The sequence below is a fragment of the Arthrobacter sp. CJL-S3 genome, assembly GCF_056711635.1.
This window is the reverse complement of the sequence record NZ_CM160046.1, coordinates 1-17,948: the sequence shown is the minus strand read 5'-3', so window position 1 is coordinate 17,948 and position 17,948 is coordinate 1. Positions and strand designations below refer to the sequence as shown.

Here is a 17,948-nt window from a genome sequence, read left to right as displayed (position 1 = left end):
ATAACTCTGTTGAAATAAGATTTCATCCTGGAGCCGGTCTGGCGCCCGTGTGTGGAAGCCGGCCGCGTGGCCCGTCCTCCCGTCGTCCGCCGATGCACGGGTCTTACCTCCCGGCCGGAGTTGTCCACTTAACCACAGGGCCGCCCACAGGAGTTATCCACAATTGTGGAGATCCGACAGCGACCCATTCCGGAATCGCCCGGTGTGGCCCTCAGATCCGGCGGGCCGACATGAACTACACGCATGTAAGTTACCAACAGTGTGGATAACCCCTGTGGACAACTCGCGTCGGGGACATGCGCAGCGCATATTTTGGGCACTTGGGGACGCGGGAAGAGCGCGAACAGGGAGGGCCGGACACGGCGCACTGTGGAAAACGGGAACAAGATGCCGCCGGTCCACGGAACTCCCAGGGAAGGTCGGGATCGCCAGACGCCCGGGAAGTATGGGCCTTCTGGACTTCCGGGCGTCGCGGCGAAGGACGTTGCCCCGCCGGTTTGACGCTCCCGCCCAGTTACTTTCGCCTTCACCTCACCGCGGCCGCGGAAATCCGGGGTTCCGGGAGGAGGGGGCATGCTGAAACACGGAGTAACCGGGCTGGAGCGTCGGCGGAGGGCAGCACGCACATCAGGAAGGCCGCCGCGGGCCACAACACTCAAGCGTCCGGGACCGACCTTGGCCCTGCGCCGCCGATCAGCCGGGTGGCAGTGCCGACGTGGCGCCGCAGCGGGCGGCCACAGCGCGCACCGCAAGGATCAGGAAGGGGAGAACCGTGGACGGGATGACCCGCGGGTTCGCACGGGACGGGATCGCGCGGGACGGGAGGGCCCTGGACGGGAAGGCGCAGGGCGGGAGGGCGCGGGACGGGAGGTCCCTGGACGGGATCACCCAGCGCGGAGGTCCCCTGGACGGGAGGTCATCGCGGCGTGGCGCGGCAGGGGACGCCCCCCGCGGGGGTCAGGCGACGGCGACGCGGAGGGCGGAGACTGCAATCAGCAGGGCAAGGACCAAGAGCAGTCCGCCGGCCTGCAGCAGTCCCTGACGCGGGCCGCGGGGCGTGTACGCCAGGACGGCCGCGCACAGGGCGCCTGTGACTGCCCCGCCAAGGTGGGCCTGCCAGGCAATCGAGGGGACCACAAAGCCGATGGCGCCGTTAATAAGGATCAGCACCCAGAGTTGTCTGGTGTCGCCGCCGCGGCGGCGTTGGACCACCAGCATGGCGCCGAAAAGCCCAAAAATGGCTCCCGAAGCGCCGACCACGCCGCTCAGCGGCTGGCCAGGGACGTAGCCCGGTGTCAGCAGGAGGTAGCCGACCGATCCGCCAAAAGCGGACAGCAAATATACCGCCAGGAAGCGGATCCGTCCCAGGAGAGGCTCGAGCGCCTGGCCAAACACCCACAGCATGTACATGTTGAGCACGATGTGGAGGATGAATCCCTGGGAATGCAGGAAAGCGGAAGTCACCATCCGCCAGGGTTCGAAGACCCCGTACTCCGGGCTGGCATAGACGGTGGCGAACGCCAGGTTCCGGTAGATCCCGTCGTTGGGAACCAGCCACTGGAGCACAAAGACCAGGGCACACAGACTGATCAGGGACAGCGTGACCACGGGTTTTCCGGTGGTCACGGCGCCGCCGTAGACGGTCTTGACCGCCGGCGTCGTACGTTTGGTTTCGTTGACACAGTCAACGCACTGGAATCCGACGGCGGCCGCCCGCTGGCAGTCGGGGCACGCAGGGCGCCCGCAACGCTGGCAGCGCACATAGGCGGGCCGGTCCGGGTGCCGGGGGCACACCGGGATCTGCGCGGACGGCTCTGCCGCCGGAATTCCGTAGCTCATGCGCTGGGCTTAGAGCTTTTCTACGTCAATGCTGTTGATGGTGACGTCCTCGACCGGGCGGTCGCCCATGCCGGTGCGGACACCCTCGATGGCGTCAACAACCTTCTTGGACTCATCGTCTGCCACCTCGCCGAAGATGCTGTGCTTGCCCTGCAGCCAGCCGGTGGGGATCGTCGTGATGAAGAACTGCGAGCCGTTGGTGCCGCGGCCCATCTGGATGCCGGCGTTCGCCATGGCCAGCTTGTAGGGCTCGTTGAAGGTCAGTTCAGGGTGAATTTCGTCGTCGAACTTGTAGCCCGGGCCGCCCACGCCACGGCCGAGGGGATCGCCCGCCTGGATCATGAAGTCCTTGATGATGCGGTGGAAGATGGTGCCGTCATAGAGCGGCGTCCCGGTCTTGTCCTCGCCGGACTCCGGGTGGGTCCAGGCCTTCTCGCCCGTGGCCAGTCCGACGAAGTTCTCGACGGTCTTGGGGGCGTGGTTGCCGAAGAGATTGACGACAATGTCGCCCATGCTCGTGTGAATGGTTGCTTTTGCAGTTGCGATGGCAGTCATAGGCCCTATTCTTCCATGACGGGCCCCTGCACATAGGGCCGGTCCGCCAGTTCCGCGCTGGGTGAAATCCGCCCATAATCGGCCTGAAGAATAGCCGGTGAGGTCTGGGCCACGTAGGCTAACAGCAGAATCGTCACATTAATCGGGAGGTAGTTGTGAAGAAAACGGATCGTATTGCCCGTGAGCTGGAGCATTCAGTCAGCACCGGAGTAGAGACCGCCAAGGACTGGGCAACCCCGCGGGTTGAAGCAGCCGTCAACTGGGCCGTTCCGCGCCTGCAGCAGGGCCTGGATACCGCTTCTCCCAAGATCCAGGAGGGGCTCAAGTCGGCGGCCTACAATCTCGCCGACGGCGTTGCGACGGTAACCCCGCGTCTCCAGGACGGACTCGCACATCTCGCACCCAAGATCAACGACGCCGTTGAGGGCGCCACCCCTCGCCTGCACGAGGCGCTGGACAAGGCGACACCGGTGATCGCCAACGCGCGCGACCGGGTGGTCGTGGAATACCTGCCGAAGCTTTCGGACCAGATCGGCCATGCTTCCGACGCCGTGCACCGCACGCTCCAGAGCGCCCCGGGCCACGTGGACGCGGTTGCCCAGCGGCTCGGCGAAGCGGGGATCATCCACAACGTCCAGGAGCAGGCGAAGTCCGCGAAGAGCCACGTCAAGGTCGCCGCGAACAAGGCGGGCAAGGCCGTCAGCGGTGAGCTGGTTAAGAAGCAGAAGCCCAAGCACCGCGGTCTGCTGATCTTCGGTATCATCGCCGCGGCAGTTGCCGCCGGAGTTGCCGCATGGCGGGCTTCCAAGCCGGTCGAGGATCCCTGGAAGACACCCGCCCCGGTCACACCGGCACCGGTTCCGGCCACCACCGTCAACGACGTCAGGGCATCCGTCAAGGACGCCGCCGGCCAGGCTGGCGCAGCCACGGTTGCCGCCGCTGACACCGCCGCTGAAGCTTCGGCTGACGCTGCCGAGTCCGCCGACAAGGCCGCTGACAAGGCCAAGCACGCAGCCCAGGACGCCGCCGAGGACATCAAGGACTCGGTCGAGGACGCTGCTGAGGACATCAAGGATGCTTCCGCCAAGGTTGCCACCGACGCGAAGACCGCCGTCCGGAACATCGCCGCGAGCCGCAACAACGGCACCGACAAGACCACCGGAAGCTAAGACAGAGCGCAGGCCGCCTACGGGCAGCCGTTGAGGGAGGGATTCCGCCACAGAGGCGGGATCCCTCCCTTTTTGCGCCCGATGTTTACCAGTTCGTAGCCGGGGCACCGCCCGGCGCCGGGCTGGAAAAACCGCGTTGGTGCTAAATTTGGGGGGATGTCACCCGAAAAATCCTCTGAGGATGCCTTACACGATGCTGTGCACACGCCGGCTGTGTCTATCGTCATCCCGGCATACAACGAGGAAAGCGTCATCCGGCAGTGCCTCATTGCCGCCGTGTACCAGTCAGTCCCGGCGCACGAGATCATCGTCGTTGACAACATGTCCAAGGACCGCACGGCCGACATCGTCCGGCAGATGCAGCTGGAATACCCGGAGAGCCCCATCATCCTGCTCAGCCAGGACCGCGACCAGGGCCTGATCCCGACCCGCAATTTCGGCCTCGACCATGCCACGGGTGACATTCTGGGCCGGATCGACGCCGATTCCGTGCTGGAGCCCGACTGGGTTGAACAGGTCCAGAAAGCCTTCCGGGACAAATCCGTCCACGCCGCGACCGGCCCGGTGGTCTACTACGACATGCCCATGCGTCGTTTCGGCCTCAAGGCCGATGACAAGATGCGCCAGCTGATGCTCAAGCTTGCCAAGCACCAGTACCACTTTCTCTTTGGTTCCAATATGGCCCTCCGCCGCTCCGCCTGGGAGATCATCCGGGCCGAGGCATGCCGGGACGAGAAGGACGAGATGCACGAGGACATCGATTTGTCCCTGCATCTCGCCGACCATGACCTCAGGATCCAGTACTGGCCGCAGATGGTCTCCGGCATGTCCGCACGCCGGCTGGAAGACTCTCCCCGCGACTACCGTTATTACGTGACGCGTTTCGACCGCACGTACAAGGCCCACAACGTCAAGAAGATGGCACTCAAGGCCCCCATGGTGGTCTTCTTCTCTGTCTACTTCCCGGCGAAACTGCTGCGCGCTATCCATACGGTCAACACGGCCCAGCCCGCCCGCCGCGGCGGCCAGTAGCACGCGCCCCTGACGGCGCCGCCAGTCTCGTCAGTCCGTCCCCAGCTCCGCCAGCCCGTCAGCCGTGCGCCGCACGGCGCGTGAGCTGCGCTGCCCCAGGACGACGACGGCGAGCCCCACGAGGATCATTGCCAGGCCGGCGTAGGTCCCGGCCGGCAGGGTCTCGGACAGGAACGCGGCAGCGAGCAGCGCGGCCCCCGGAATCTCCAGCAGGATGATCATGGACACGAGCAGCGGACTCATGGTGGCGAGCAGGTGGTTGAAGGCGGTGTGACCGATCAGCTGGGCGCAGACCGTGATCGCCAGGATGCCAATCCAGCCGGCGGCTTCGAACCCGGCGAGTGGCTGCTGCGTGAACAGTGCCAGCACCGCCACGACGGCTGCGCACATCCCGTAGCACAGGGTCGTGTAGACGCCGGTGCCCATGGTCTGGCGCGCCTTGCCGCCGGCGAGCGTGTAGACACCGGCCAGGGCTCCGCCGGCCACCGCCAGCAGATCACCCAGCAGCGCCTCCGGAGACGTGCCCATGTCGAACCCGGTAATGGCGACGACGCCGCCAAACGCGATACCCAGGCCCACCAGGACCGGCCAGCGGTGTCTGACGCCGCGGAAGAGCTGGAAGACGGCGATCCAGCCGGACTGCAGGCAGACGAGGGCGGTGGCCGCCGCGACCGAAGTGAACTGCAGCGAGGTGATGAAGCAGGCAAAGTGCAGCGCCAGGGCAACCGCAGCCGCCAGGGACCAACGAAATTCCCTGCCGGTGACCCGGCCGAACTGGCGGGGGTCCCGGACAATCACCGGGCCCGCCATGACGACCGACCCGATGGCGTTGCGCCAGAAGGCGATCGCCAGCGCACTGACGGACGTGGCCCCCAGCGTGGCGGCAATGAGCGGCCCGGACGAGGCCACACCGAGGACGCCAAGGGCGGCAAGGAAGAAGTTCACGGTCCAACACTAGTGGTGGCGCGGAGCTGCCAAGGATTGAGGGGCCGCACTGCGGCTGCGGCCGGCTAGGGCATGCAAAAGGCCCCGGACCGCGTTTCCGCGGTCCGGGGCCTTTCCTATGGTGGAGGCACGGGGACTCGAACCCCGAACCCCCTGCTTGCAAAGCAGGTGCGCTACCAATTGCGCCATGCCCCCATAAGAAGCAACCCGACAATCATACCCTAGTTCGATTAGCCGTTTTCCGACTGCCGAACCGGGAATCCGGGCTAGTCAACCGTATCGGTTGATTCGCTCCAGACCGTTTTCCGGGCCTCGGATTCCTGCACTTTCTTGTAGAGCAGGACGCCTGCGATCGTAGCTGCAACGACGAGCAACTTCTTCACATGCACCCCGTTCCGGTTCGGCGATAAGCAAATATCAACCGGACCTCCACTTGAATCCGTACAGATTCCGTGGGCGTACCAGGACTTGAACCTGGGACCTCTTCGTTATCAGCGAAGCGCTCTAACCGCCTGAGCTATACGCCCCGATGCCTCATCGGGCCGAGATACGACTTTACAGCACATCCCGGCCCGATCTCAAATCGAGGCATTTCCCCGGGAAAATTCCGGGAAAACTATGGGTTTTAGTCGTCCGTGAGGGTGACGCCGATGCCGCCCACCAGGGTGGCCGAGATGTTGTACAGCACGGCCGAGAGCATCGAGAGCGCCGTCAGCAGGACGACGTTGATGACCGCGATGATGGTGGCGAAAGATGCCACCTGTCCCAGCGAGGCGACCTTCTTCAATTCGAAGCCGCCGCCTTCGGAGCCAGCCAGGGTACCGAGGAGACCGTCCACCTGGTCGAAGATTCCGGTCAGGTCCAGGACCGTCCAGAGCACAATCGCGGCCACGACGGTCACGATGCCGAGGGCCACGGAGAGCAGGAAGGCCATCTTCAGTACGGACCAGGGGTCAACCTTGCTCACCAGCAGGCGGGCGCGGCGGACCTTGGCCTTGGGGGCCGGTTTGATCAGCCCGGTCGTGTTCTGCCCCGGACGGTTCTGGTCCGGACGTTGTCCGGGGGTGGCCGGGCGCTGCCCGGGGGTCACCGGGCCTCCCTGGGTGGGACGCTGCCCGGGCACCTGGGGCCGCTGGGTCGTGCCCGTGGCGCCGCTTGCCACCCCGGGTCGCTGCTCGGGACGGGACGGCGCGCCTACCCGGGGCGCGGCGGCAGGCTGCCGCACTCCGCCGGGAACGCCGCTGTTCGGCTTGGGATATGAGTCGGAATTACTCACTCGTTACCTCCGGTGTTGTCTTCGTCCAGCTCGGCATTGCCTGATGACTCATCTGACTCCGGGGCCGGTGCTGATTCTTCCGCTGCGGACCCCTCATGTGATCCGGTATTTTCAGCCAACGTTACGTCATCCGCCGCCGATGCCCGACTTTCGGCCGTAGCGTCTGCATCTTCGTCTTCAGCACCCTCGTCGGTTTCGAGGCCTCGTTCGCTGTTGCGCGCCACCTCAATGATGCGGTCGTTCTTGTCCGGCTTGGCGAAGATGACACCCATGGTGTCGCGCCCCTTGGCCGGCACTCCGGCCACTGAGGAACGAACCACCTTGCCGCCTTCCATGACCACCAGGACCTCGTCTTCTTCCTGGACGATCAGGGCACCTACGAGGTGGCCGCGCTCCTCCTGGTACTTGCCGACCTTGATGCCGAGACCGCCGCGGCCTTGGAGGCGGTATTCCTCCACCGCGGTGCGCTTGGCGTAACCGCCCTCGGTCACGACGAACACGAAGGAACCGTCCGTGACCACGTCGGCCGCCAGCAGTTCGTCATCCTCGCGGAACTTCATTCCGGTGACACCGGAGGTTGCCCGGCCCATCGGGCGCAGGGCCTCATCGGTGGCGGTGAAGCGGATCGACTGGCCCATGCGGGAGACGAGCATCAGGTCATCCGTCTCCGAGACCAGCTGGGCGGAGACCAACTCGTCGCCGTCGCGGAGGTTGATGGCGATGACACCTGCGGAGCGGTTGGTGTCGTAGTCCTCGAGACGGGTCTTCTTCACCAGGCCGCGCTTGGTGGCCAGGACCAGGTACGGCGACTGCTGGTAATCCCTCAGGTCCAGGACCTGGGCAATGTGCTCATCGGGCTGGAACGCGAGCAGGTTCGCCACGTGCTGGCCCTTGGCGTCGCGTCCGGCTTCCACGAGTTCGTAGGCCTTCGCCCGGTATACCCGGCCCAGGTTGGTGAAGAACAGCAGCCAGTGGTGGGTTGTGGTCACGAAGAAGTGCTCGACGACGTCGTCGCCGCGCAGCTGGGCGCCCTTGATGCCCTTGCCGCCGCGCTGCTGGGAGCGGTAGTTGTCGCTGCGGGTGCGCTTGACGTAGCCGCCGCGGGTGATCGTGACGACCATTTCCTCTTCGGGTATCAGGTCCTCCATGGACATGTCGCCGTCGAACCCGAGCAGGACCTTGGTACGGCGGTCATCGCCGTGCTTGGCCACGATTTCGGCCAGTTCGGTGCTGATGATTTCGCGCTGGCGTTCCTCGGAAGCGAGGATCGAGTTGTATTCGGCGATCGCAGCTTCGAGTTCGGCGTGCTTGTCCTGGATCCTCTGGCGTTCCAGGGCGGCAAGACGGCGCAGCTGCATGTCCAGGATGGCCCGGGCCTGCACCTCGTCGATTTCCAGCAGTTCCATCAGGCCATCACGCGCGGCCTCGGTCGTGCTCGAGGCACGGATGAGCGCAATGACCTCGTCCAACGCATCCAGTGCCTTGAGCAGCGCGCGCAGGATGTGGGCTTCTTCTTCGGCCTTGCGCAGGCGGTAGCGGGTCCGGCGTGCAATGACGTCCATCTGGTGCGTTACCCAGTGGCGGATGAAAGCGTCAAGGCTCAGCGTGCGGGGAACGCCGTCAACGATCGCCAGCATGTTGGCCGCAAAATTGTCCTGCAGCTGCGTGTGCTTGTAGAGGTTGTTCAGCACCACCTTGGCGACGGCGTCGCGCTTAAGCACGATCACCAGGCGCTGGCCGGTGCGTCCGGAGGTTTCGTCGCGGAGGTCCGCGATGCCTGAGATCTTTCCGTCCTTGACAAGTTCGGCGATCTTGATGGCCAGGTTGTCCGGGTTGGCCTGGTACGGCAGCTCCGTGACGACCAGGCAGGTGCGCCCTTGGAGTTCCTCCACACTGACCACGGCACGCATGGTGATCGAACCGCGGCCCGTGCGGTAGGCATCCTCGATGCCCTTGTGGCCGAGGATGGTGGCGCCGGTCGGGAAGTCCGGTCCCTTGATGCGCACGATCAGCTCTTCGAGCAGTTCCTCGCGGCTTGCGGTCGGGTTGGACAGGTACCACTGCACGCCGTCGGCAACCTCACGGAGGTTGTGCGGCGGGATATTGGTGGCCATGCCGACGGCGATGCCCGAGGAGCCGTTGACCAGCAGGTTGGGGAAACGCGCCGGCAGGATCGTGGGTTCCTGGTTCTTGCCGTCGTAGTTGTCCTGGAAGTCGACGGTTTCCTCGTCAATGTCGCGGACCATCTCCATGGCCAGCGGGGCCATCTTCGTTTCCGTGTACCGCGGCGCAGCGGCGCCGTCGTTGCCCGGTGAACCGAAGTTGCCCTGCCCCAGCGCCAGCGGATAGCGCATGGTCCAGTCCTGGATCAGGCGGACCAGCGCATCGTAGATGGCGGTGTCGCCGTGCGGGTGGTACTGGCCCATGACCTCGCCGACCACACGGGCGCACTTGTTGAAGGACCGCTCCGGACGGTAGCCGCCGTCGAACATCGCATAGAGCACCCGCCGGTGGACCGGCTTGAGGCCGTCGCGGACGTCCGGAAGGGCACGGCCCACGATCACGGCCATCGCGTAGTCGAGGTAGGAACGCTGCATTTCCGTTTGCAGATCAACCTGCTCGACGCGGTCGGTCAGCACATCGGTGTCCAGGACAGTGCCCTCGATAACGGGCTCGCCACCGGCCGGGCCGGCCGGAACTTCTGGTGTTTCGTCACTCATAGTCTATATTTTCCGTTTCAGGTATATATCAGTTCGGGAATATCTAGGGCTTTTGGCCGCTAGATATCGAGGAACCGAACGTCCTTGGCGTTCTGCTGAATGAAGTTTCGGCGCGATTCGACATCTTCGCCCATGAGGGTGGAGAAGGTCTGGTCCGCGGCCAGGGCGTCGTCCATGGTGACCTGCAGCAGGGTGCGGTGGTCCGGGTCCATGGTGGTGTCCCACAGTTCCGTGTAGTCCATCTCGCCGAGGCCCTTGTAGCGCTGGATGCCGTTGTCCTTGGGGATGCGGCGGCCGGCGGCCTGGCCGGACAGCAGCCGCGCGTCCCGTTCCCGGTCGCTATAGACGTAATCGTGCGGGGCGTTGGACCACTTGATCCGGTACAGCGGCGGCTGCGCGAGGTAGACGTAGCCGTTCTCGATCAGCGGGCGCATGTAGCGGAACAGCAGGGTCATCAGCAGGGTGGTGATGTGCTGGCCGTCGACGTCGGCATCGGCCATGAGGACGATCTTGTGGTAACGCAGTTTGCTCAGGTCGAAGTCCTCGCCGATCCCCGTGCCGAACGCGGTAATCATGGACTGGACCTCGGTGTTGCCGAGGGCCTTGTCCAGCCGGGCCCGTTCCACGTTCAGGATTTTGCCGCGCAGCGGCAGGATGGCCTGGGTTTCCGGGTTGCGCCCGCGTTTGGCCGAGCCGCCGGCGGAGTCTCCCTCCACGATGTAGACCTCGCACTTCTCCGGGTTCTTCGAGGAGCAGTCGGAGAGTTTGCCGGGCATGCCGAAGGACTCCAGCGGGCTCTTGCGGCGCGCGTTGTCGCGGGCCTTGCGTGCTGCCATCCGGGCCTGGGCTGCCGAGATGGCTTTGCGGATGACGTCGCGGGCCGGGCCGGGGTTCCGTTCCAGCCAGTCGCCCAGTCCGTCCGTGACGACGCGCTGGACGAAGCCCTTCACCTCGGAATTGCCGAGTTTGGTCTTGGTCTGGCCCTCGAACTGCGGCTCGGCCAGCTTGACCGAGATGACGGCCGTGAGGCCTTCGCGGATGTCGTCACCGGTGAGGTTGTCATCCTTTTCCTTGATGATGCTCTTCTCGCGCGCGTAGCGGTTGATCAGCGACGTCATCGCGGCGCGGAACCCCTCTTCGTGGGTGCCGCCCTCGTGGGTGTTGATGGTGTTGGCGTAGGTGTGGACGCTCTCGGAGTACGCGTTGGTCCACTGCATCGCCATTTCCAGGGCGATGTGCCGTTCCTTGTCCTCGGTTTCAAATGCGATGACGTCCTCGTGGACCACATCGACCTTCTTGCCGGAGTTGAGGTGTTTCACGTAGTCCAACAGCCCGTCGTCGTACTGGTACACAACGGTGTGGAACTCGGCCGGGACTTCACCTTCGGTCGGAACGGCGTCGAGGTCCAGGTCCCCGTCCTCGGACAGTTCCTCTGTGGCGCGCCGTTCATCGGTGAGGGTGATCCGCAGTCCCTTGTTCAGGAAGGCCATCTGCTGGAAGCGTGCGCGAAGCGTTTCGAAATCGAAATCCGTGGACTCGAAAATGCTGGCATCCGGGTAGAACGTCTGGGTGGTGCCGGTTTCCGATGTCTCTTCACCCTGGACCAGGCCGCCCTGGGGTTTGCCTCCGTCGGCGAACGACATCCGCCAGACGTGGCCCTGACGGCGGACCTCGGTGTCGACGTGGCTCGAAAGCGCGTTGACGACGGAGATGCCCACGCCGTGCAGGCCGCCGGATACGGCGTAGCCGCCGCCGCCGAATTTGCCGCCCGCGTGCAGGATGGTCATCACGACCTCCACGGTGGGCTTGTGCTCGGTCGGGTGCATGTCGACGGGGATGCCGCGGCCGTTGTCGACAACCTTGACCCCGCCGTCCGCCTGCAGCACGATTTCGATGTGGGTGCAGTACCCGGCCAGGGCCTCGTCCACCGAGTTGTCCACGACTTCGTAGACCAGGTGGTGCAAACCGCGCGGCCCGGTGGAACCGATGTACATGCCGGGACGTTTCCGGACAGCTTCCAGGCCTTCGAGCACCGTGATGTCGCTGGCGCCGTAACCGTGGGGAGTTGCGGCTTCTGGCGGGGTGTCCGCCGTTCCCGCCACTACGGGTTCCACTGCCGGGATCTCTGCATTGTCGTTAGCCACAGGCGCTTTCGACTCCTCTTTTTCGTTATGGGCCGGCCGTTTGCCCCTTCCCGGAGGAAACAGCTACGGCCAACGGGCACGTCACTGATGCCACCGGTGGTGATGCTGGCTCGAGGATCCGTCTACCGCACGCGGATATTGCGTCGGAAACGGACTCAGTCAACGTTTCACCGGCGCCCAGTTATCTTCCACGATTCTACCGTGCTATAGGGCCTAAACCCGCATTCCAGAGGGTCAAACGGGGAGGAAAGTACCGCTGGGAGGCCACAGGCTCCGCCTTCAAGGCTCCAGCACTACGGGATGCGGGTTCCTATACGACTCCGGTGCGTCTGAGCGCCCTACACGCCGTTTGCGGTTTTTTCAAGAGTTTTGCAAGGAGTGCTTCAGATCTGAGGGTTGCCGGGGGTCCTGACGCCCATCCTGGGCCACCCAGAGTTATCCGTAAGTGTCCCGGGGGCCGCGGCCGTTGACGGTCCGGCCGCCCTTGCGCCAGCTCGGCGCGGCCGGACCGAGGACCTGGATCTTGGTCACGACGCCGTCGCCGAGTTCGGTGCGGAACTTCTCCAGCAGGCTCATGCTGAGCAGGCGCAGCTGGGTTGCCCAGGCGGTGGAATCACAGCGGACGTGAAGGGTCGTGTCGGTGAAACTCTCCGGGGTGCAGTGGGCGGAAATCTCCGGTCCCACGAGTGTTGCCCACTCGGCCATCACCGAGCCGACGGCGACCGGGGAGCTCCAGCCGCGCTCCGCGACGAGACGGCCAACCACTTTTCCGAGCCCCATAGGGTCCCGGCCGGTGCCGTGGAATTGCCCGAAACCGCGGCTGCTGCCGGAACTCCGGCCGGACTTCTGCGGCGTGCTGCCTGGCCGCGGCGGGGCCTTGCGCCGGATTTCGCCCCGGGACGCAGCCGCCTCGCGCATCCTGTTCAGGGCCGACTGGGCGGCGTCGATGTCGTCGGGATCGCGGCCCGGCTGCAGGCCGCCGTCGGTATCCTTATTCACCGATCTTCCCGTTCATCGATTCCTCCCGGGATTACCTTCACCCGCCGCCCGGCCAGTTCGGACGGGATATCGTCCTCGACGGCGGCAGTCACGAGCACCTGCTCGGCGCCGGATACTATTGCGGCCAGTTTACGCCGCCGCTGGACATCAAGCTCCGCAAAAACGTCATCCAGGATCAGGATCGGGGCGGATCCGCCGGTCCTGGCGTCGTCGAGCATCACGTAGTACGACGCCAGCCGCAGGGACAAACACATGGACCAGGTTTCACCATGGGAGGCATACCCCTTTGCGGGGGCCTCGCCCAGGACCAGTTCGAGCTCGTCGCGGTGCGGGCCGACGAGGGAAATTCCGCGTTCGAGTTCCTTGCGCCGTGAGGAGGCAAAGGCCTGGATGTATCGTTCGGTAAGTTCGTCGACGGAGAGCAGCCGGAGGTCCTCGGCGGGCCCTCCGGCGTCCGGCACCGCGCCGTCATCCTCCACGGCGCCCTGCAGCGTCGAGCGGTAGATGGCCCCCGCTTCCTTGGACCCGTCGGTCAGCTGGGCGTAGGAGTTCCTGAGGTGGGGCCGGAGCCGTTCCACCAATTCGAGCCGTGCATGCAGCAGCTCGGCGCCAGCCCGGGCCATGTGCTGGTCCCAGACATCCAGGGTGGCCTCATGCCCCGTGGTGAATTTTCCCGCGCGGGCGGACTTCAGCAGGGCGTTGCGCTGCTTCAGCACCCGGTCGTAGTCGCTGCGGGTTGCGGCGTGCCGCGGGATGAGGCTGACTAGGAGCTCATCGAGGAAGCGGCGCCGGCTGGACGGATCGCCCTTGACCAGGGCCAAGTCTTCCGGGGCGAACAGGACGGTCTGGCAGATGCCCAGAATGTCCCGGGCCCGGACCGGGTTGCTGCGGTTGATCCGGGCGCGGTTGGCTCGGGTGCTGTTGATTTCCAGTTCGAGCACGGTCGACTGCTCGCCGCGGACCAGTTTGGCGCGGATCATGGCCCGTTCGGTGCCGAACCGCAGCAGCGGGGCATCGGAACTGACCCGGTGGGAGCTGAGCGTGGCCAGGTAACCGATGGCTTCCATCAGGTTGGTCTTGCCGATGCCGTTTGAGCCGACCAGCACCGTGACCCCAGGTTCGAGGCTCAGCTCCACCTGGGTGTAACTGCGGAAATCTGTGAGTGAAAGTTGTTCTAGGTACACGCCGGGTCAGGACTTCAGGGCAGGACTATTTGGCCGGACGGGTCGCATGCCCGCCGAACTGGTTGCGCAGCGCGGAAACCATCTTCATGGCCGGCGAGTTGTCCTCGCGGGAGGAGAAGCGGGCAAAGAGTGCTGCCGTGATGGCCGGGGCCGGCACGGCATTGGCGATGGCCTCCTCCACGGTCCAGCGACCCTCACCGGAATCCTCGACGTAGTCGTCGATCGAGGCCAGGCCGGGGTCCTCGTCCAGGGCCTTGACCATGAGGTCCAGCAGCCAGGACCGGACGACAGTTCCCTTCTGCCAGGCGCGGAAGGTGCCGGGAAGGTCGGTGACGATGTCCTTGGCTGCAAGGAGTTCGTAGCCTTCGGCATACGCCTGCATGAGCCCGTACTCGATGCCGTTGTGGACCATTTTGGCGTAGTGGCCGGCGCCGATGCCGCCGACGTGGACGAAACTGTCGGCGCGGTCGCCCTCGGGACGAAGCACATCGAAGACAGGCATCGCGTGTTCAATGTCCGCGGCGTCCCCGCCGGCCATCAGCCCGTAGCCGTTCTGCAGGCCCCAGACTCCGCCGGAAACCCCGCAGTCGGCGAACCGGATGCCCTTTTCTGCCAGCGCGGCACCGTGTTTCTGGTCCTCGGTGTAACGGGAGTTTCCGCCGTCGATCACGAGGTCGCCGGCGTCGAGCTTGGAGCCCAGTTCGGTGATCACGGCGTCGGTAATCTCCCCGGACGGGACCATCACCCAAAGCAGGCGCGGAGCGGGCAGGGCGGCGATCAGTTCATCCACGCTCGCGACGTCGGTGACGTCCGGGTTGCGGTCAAAACCGGTGACCTCGATTCCACCCTTGCGCAGCCGTTCGCGCATGTTGAAACCCATTTTTCCAAGGCCGATCAGTCCGATGTGCACGGTATGAACTCTCTTCTGCGATGGGTGTTTCGGGTGGTGGCGTCAGCCAGCGGGGCTAGCCGTTCCACAGGATCAGGACGGAAGCAGTTGCCTGCTAGTTGGGCAGCCGGACCGGCATCACAAGGTAGCGGTAATCGCCCTGGTCCTCGCCGTCGGCCTCTTGCTGGGCCGTGATCATGGCCGGCTTGGGCGCACTCGTGAAGGAGAAACGCACAAACTTGGTCTCGATGACGCTCAGGCCCTCGATCAGGTAGTGCGGGTTGAAGGCCACGGTGATGTCGTCCCCCGTGAGCTGGGCTTCGAGTTCTTCCGAGGCCTGCGCGTCTTCGCCGGTTCCGGCGTCGAGGTGCAACTGGCCCTGGGTGAAGGCGAGCCGGACCGGGGTGTTGCGTTCGGCCACGAGCGAGACGCGGCGCACGGCCTCGACCAGTTCCGAGGTCTGCACGGTTGCGTGGATTGGGGTGGATTCGGGGAAGAGTGAGCGGATCTTGGGGTAGTCCCCGTCAACCAGCAGTGACGTCGTGGTGCGTCCGCCGCTTTCGAAACCGATGAGTCGGCTGTCGTCTTCGGCGAGGGCAAGGTTGATGTCACCGCTGCCGCCCAGGGTCTTCGCGACTTCATTGAGCGTCTTGGCCTTGACCAGTGCGCTGGTGGAGATGCCCGGGGTGACGGGCTTCCATGGGACCTCGCGCATGGCGAGCCGGTAACGGTCGGTGGCCAGCAGCGTGATGAGGTCGTCCTCGATCTCCATCCGCACGCCGGTGAGGATCGGCAGGGTGTCGTCCTTGCTCGCTGCGATGATCACCTGGGAAACGGCCTGGGCGAACGAGTCGCCCAGGACGGTGCCGCTGATCGGCGGCAATGCCGGCAGCGGAGGGTATTCGGCTTCCGGCATGGTGGCCAGGTGGAAGCTGCTTCGACGGCAGCTCAGCGTGACCTTGTTGCCCTCGGTTTCGATGTCGACCGGTGCGGACGGCAGGCTGCGGCAGATGTCGGCGAGCAGGCGTCCCGAGACCAGGATCGTGCCCTCGGTGGTGATGTCGGCAGCGATTTCGAGCCTTGCTGAAGTTTCGTAGTCGAAGCTCGAGAGGCTGACGGTGCCGCCTTCAGCCTTAAGGAGCAGGCCGGAAAGTACGGGGACCGGCGGCCGCGGAGACAACGACCGGGCTGCCCAGGTCACGGCTTCTGCCAGGACGTCCCGCTCGACTCTGAACTTCACGGAAGGGTGCCGCCTTTCATTGCTGCTGTCATCGCTCGTTACCGGGGCCATGGACCCGGCAGGGAATCACAAAAGATGTCCAGGACGGACACACTGCAGACAGCTTAGCCGCAAGAAGTGTGATTCTCCCATCCCCGGGTTACATCCGTGTGGTTCGGCCTGGCCGCTCCGGTGCCGGTTTCCGGCCGGGGTCCGGGACGGTCCTGGGCTGGGTGCGGGGGGCAGATCGAAGTTGTTATTTGAGGGAATTTCATTTTCTAGGGATTAGTAGTGTTAATAACTGCTGTGGATACTGTGGATAACCCTGTTTGGCGGTGCGATTCCGCGGTTAAGCCCTGTTCATGGACTGTGGGCGGAGCAGGTTTTAAACAGGGTGTGGATGGGGATAACATTTTTGGCCGTCCCGGTGATCCACAGGTGCCTTAAGGGTTTTAAGCCCATTAACCGCAGTTGTCCCCTTAACTATCCACAGGCTTGTCCACAGGTGCCTGTTAATAAGGTAAGAGTGCGCGTCTGGTCAGGTCAGGAATCAGATCAGGAATTACGCTGCTGCTGCTTGATCCGGTTGGTCAGCTCGGTGACCTGGTTGTAGATCACCCGGCGCTCGGCCATCAGCTCACGGATCTTGCGGTCGGCGTGGATGACCGTGGTGTGGTCGCGGCCGCCGAGCTCCTGGCCGATCTTGGGCAGGGACATGTCCGTGAGCTCACGGCACAGATACATCGCGATCTGGCGGGCGGTCACCAGGGTCCTGGTCCGGGACTTGCTGCAGAGTTCCTCCATGCTGAGCTTGAAGTAGTCGGCGGTCTGGGTGAGGATCTGCGCGGAGGTGATCTCCTGGGCCCCGTCATCGGTGATGAGGTCCTTGAGCACCATCTCGGCCAGGGCGACGTCGACTGGCTGGCGGTTGAGGCTGGCGAAGGCAGTGACGCGGATCAGCGCGCCCTCGAGTTCGCGGATGTTGCTGGAGATCTTTGAGGCGATGTATTCCAGGGCATCGTCCGGGGCGGACAGACCCTCGCTGAGGGCCTTCTTGCGAAGGATCGCGATCCGGGTTTCGAGTTCCGGCGGCTGGATGTCGGTCAGAAGGCCCCATTCAAACCGTGACTTCATCCGGTCCTCGAAGCCGGCGAGCAGCTTGGGCGGCTGGTCGGAGGTGATGACTACCTGCTTGTTGTTGTTGTGCAACGCGTTGAAGGTGTGGAAGAACTCCTCCAGCGTCCGGTCCTTGCCGGCCAGGAACTGGATGTCATCGATCAGCAGGACGTCCACGTTTCGGTACGTCGTCTTGAAGCTGGTGCCTTCATCGTCACGGATGGAGTTGATGAAGTCGTTGGTGAATTCTTCGGAGTTCACGTAACGGACCCGGATCCCGCTGTAGAGCCGGCGGGCATAGTGGCCGATTGCGTGGAGCAGGTGGGTCTTGCCGAGTCCGGAGTCACCGTAGATGAAGAGGGGGTTGTAGGCCTTCGCCGGCGCTTCGGCCACGGCGACGGCCGCGGCGTGGGCGAAGCGGTTGGAGGAACCGATCACGAAGGTGTCAAAGACATACTTTGGATTGAGCCGGCCAAATTCGTGGGAGGTGCTGGGCAGCATCGGCTGCGGCTTCAGTTCCACCGAGGGATCGGCAGCCAGGGACAGCTCGACGGCGGGTTCCGGCTCCGTGTGGAGCGGCACCAGATCGGTGTCGACGTCGATCGCGCACCGGATTTCGTCGGAGAACACGCTCCGGAGGGCGTCGTCGAGGGCTTCCTTCACCTGCGTCTGCAGAACCTCGCGGGTGAGTTCATTTGGTACGGCCACCAGCAGGGTGGACCCGATCAGGCCCTGGGCCTGGGCGAGGATGACGAAGCCACGCTGCCGCGGTGACACACGGTGGTCGTTCTCCAGCAGGCTCACGACCCGCCGCCAGGAACTTCCGACAGTGTTGGCTTGGTTGGCTTCGTCTACTGTCAT

General features: G+C 64.6%; 14 protein-coding genes and 2 tRNA genes. 2 read left to right on the top strand and 14 right to left on the bottom strand.

The genetic code is table 11. From position 1 onward, the window contains the following. Positions 1-957: 957 nt before the first annotated feature. Together AC06G6_RS00080 and AC06G6_RS00075 are read right to left on the bottom strand one after the other, a co-directional pair. Positions 958-1,839 carry a rhomboid family intramembrane serine protease gene (locus tag AC06G6_RS00080; protein WP_479825162.1) on the bottom strand — a complete coding sequence of 294 codons (882 nt, stop codon included), beginning with the start codon at positions 1,837-1,839 and terminating at the stop codon, positions 958-960. A 9-nt stretch (positions 1,840-1,848) separates the two neighbouring features. Beyond that, positions 1,849-2,394, bottom strand: a complete 546-nt coding sequence (locus AC06G6_RS00075) for a peptidylprolyl isomerase (RefSeq protein WP_479825160.1) — start codon at positions 2,392-2,394, stop codon at positions 1,849-1,851. A 155-nt stretch (positions 2,395-2,549) separates the two neighbouring features. On the opposite strand from AC06G6_RS00075, the gene AC06G6_RS00070 reads away from it, so the two are divergent. Then, on the top strand, positions 2,550-3,563 hold the full coding sequence (locus AC06G6_RS00070; RefSeq protein WP_479825158.1) for a hypothetical protein: 1,014 nt from the start codon (positions 2,550-2,552) through the stop codon (positions 3,561-3,563). 156 nt (positions 3,564-3,719) lie between these two features. After that, positions 3,720-4,595 carry a glycosyltransferase family 2 protein gene (locus AC06G6_RS00065; protein ID WP_479825156.1) on the top strand — a complete coding sequence of 292 codons (876 nt, stop codon included), beginning with the start codon at positions 3,720-3,722 and terminating at the stop codon, positions 4,593-4,595. A 30-nt stretch (positions 4,596-4,625) separates the two neighbouring features. Here AC06G6_RS00065 and AC06G6_RS00060 read toward each other — a convergent pair whose 3' ends face one another. From AC06G6_RS00060 to dnaA, 12 genes are all read right to left on the bottom strand, one after another. Beyond that, on the bottom strand, positions 4,626-5,540 hold the full coding sequence (locus tag AC06G6_RS00060) for a DMT family transporter (RefSeq protein WP_479825154.1): 915 nt from the start codon (positions 5,538-5,540) through the stop codon (positions 4,626-4,628). Positions 5,541-5,659: 119 nt separating this feature from the next. Further along, a tRNA-Ala gene (locus tag AC06G6_RS00055) sits at positions 5,660-5,735 on the bottom strand. Positions 5,736-5,806: 71 nt separating this feature from the next. After that, positions 5,807-5,923, bottom strand: a complete 117-nt coding sequence (locus AC06G6_RS00050; protein ID WP_224048067.1) for a DLW-39 family protein — start codon at positions 5,921-5,923, stop codon at positions 5,807-5,809. A 70-nt stretch (positions 5,924-5,993) separates the two neighbouring features. Next, positions 5,994-6,067, bottom strand: a tRNA-Ile gene (locus AC06G6_RS00045). Between the two features lie 98 nt (positions 6,068-6,165). Then, positions 6,166-6,816: a DUF3566 domain-containing protein gene (locus AC06G6_RS00040; RefSeq protein ID WP_479825151.1), complete on the bottom strand. Its 651-nt coding sequence runs from the start codon at positions 6,814-6,816 to the stop codon at positions 6,166-6,168. Continuing rightward, positions 6,813-9,536 carry a DNA gyrase subunit A gene (gyrA, locus tag AC06G6_RS00035; RefSeq protein ID WP_479825149.1) on the bottom strand — a complete coding sequence of 908 codons (2,724 nt, stop codon included), beginning with the start codon at positions 9,534-9,536 and terminating at the stop codon, positions 6,813-6,815. Before gyrA ends, AC06G6_RS00040 begins: the two co-directional genes overlap by 4 nt. A gap of 59 nt (positions 9,537-9,595) precedes the next feature. After that, positions 9,596-11,680: a DNA topoisomerase (ATP-hydrolyzing) subunit B gene (gene gyrB, locus AC06G6_RS00030; protein ID WP_479825147.1), complete on the bottom strand. Its 2,085-nt coding sequence runs from the start codon at positions 11,678-11,680 to the stop codon at positions 9,596-9,598. A gap of 435 nt (positions 11,681-12,115) precedes the next feature. Then, positions 12,116-12,679: a DciA family protein gene (locus AC06G6_RS00025; RefSeq protein ID WP_307457168.1), complete on the bottom strand. Its 564-nt coding sequence runs from the start codon at positions 12,677-12,679 to the stop codon at positions 12,116-12,118. Next, positions 12,676-13,863: a DNA replication/repair protein RecF gene (recF, locus tag AC06G6_RS00020; protein WP_479825145.1), complete on the bottom strand. Its 1,188-nt coding sequence runs from the start codon at positions 13,861-13,863 to the stop codon at positions 12,676-12,678. The genes AC06G6_RS00025 and recF overlap by 4 nt, the downstream gene beginning before the upstream one ends. Before the next feature lie 25 nt (positions 13,864-13,888). Further along, entirely contained in the window at positions 13,889-14,773 is an 885-nt protein-coding gene (gene gnd / locus AC06G6_RS00015; RefSeq protein WP_479825143.1) for a phosphogluconate dehydrogenase (NAD(+)-dependent, decarboxylating), read from the bottom strand. A 94-nt stretch (positions 14,774-14,867) separates the two neighbouring features. Further along, positions 14,868-15,992 (bottom strand): DNA polymerase III subunit beta, encoded by a 1,125-nt coding sequence (gene dnaN / locus AC06G6_RS00010; RefSeq protein ID WP_479825141.1) that lies wholly within the window; start codon positions 15,990-15,992, stop codon positions 14,868-14,870. Positions 15,993-16,526: 534 nt separating this feature from the next. Then, positions 16,527-17,948 (bottom strand): chromosomal replication initiator protein DnaA, encoded by a 1,422-nt coding sequence (gene dnaA, locus AC06G6_RS00005; RefSeq protein ID WP_307457158.1) that lies wholly within the window; start codon positions 17,946-17,948, stop codon positions 16,527-16,529.

Excerpts from the sequence above, each read along its gene's own strand:
- AC06G6_RS00080 (WP_479825162.1), bottom strand. The coding sequence starts at position 1,839 with ATGAGCTACGGAATTCCGGCGGCAGAGCCGTCCGCGCAGATCCCGGTG.
- dnaA (WP_307457158.1), bottom strand. The coding sequence starts at position 17,948 with ATGACAGTAGACGAAGCCAACCAAGCCAACACTGTCGGAAGTTCCTGG.
- AC06G6_RS00075 (WP_479825160.1), bottom strand. The coding sequence starts at position 2,394 with ATGACTGCCATCGCAACTGCAAAAGCAACCATTCACACGAGCATGGGC.
- gyrA (WP_479825149.1), bottom strand. The coding sequence starts at position 9,536 with ATGAGTGACGAAACACCAGAAGTTCCGGCCGGCCCGGCCGGTGGCGAG.
- AC06G6_RS00065 (WP_479825156.1), top strand. The coding sequence starts at position 3,720 with ATGTCACCCGAAAAATCCTCTGAGGATGCCTTACACGATGCTGTGCAC.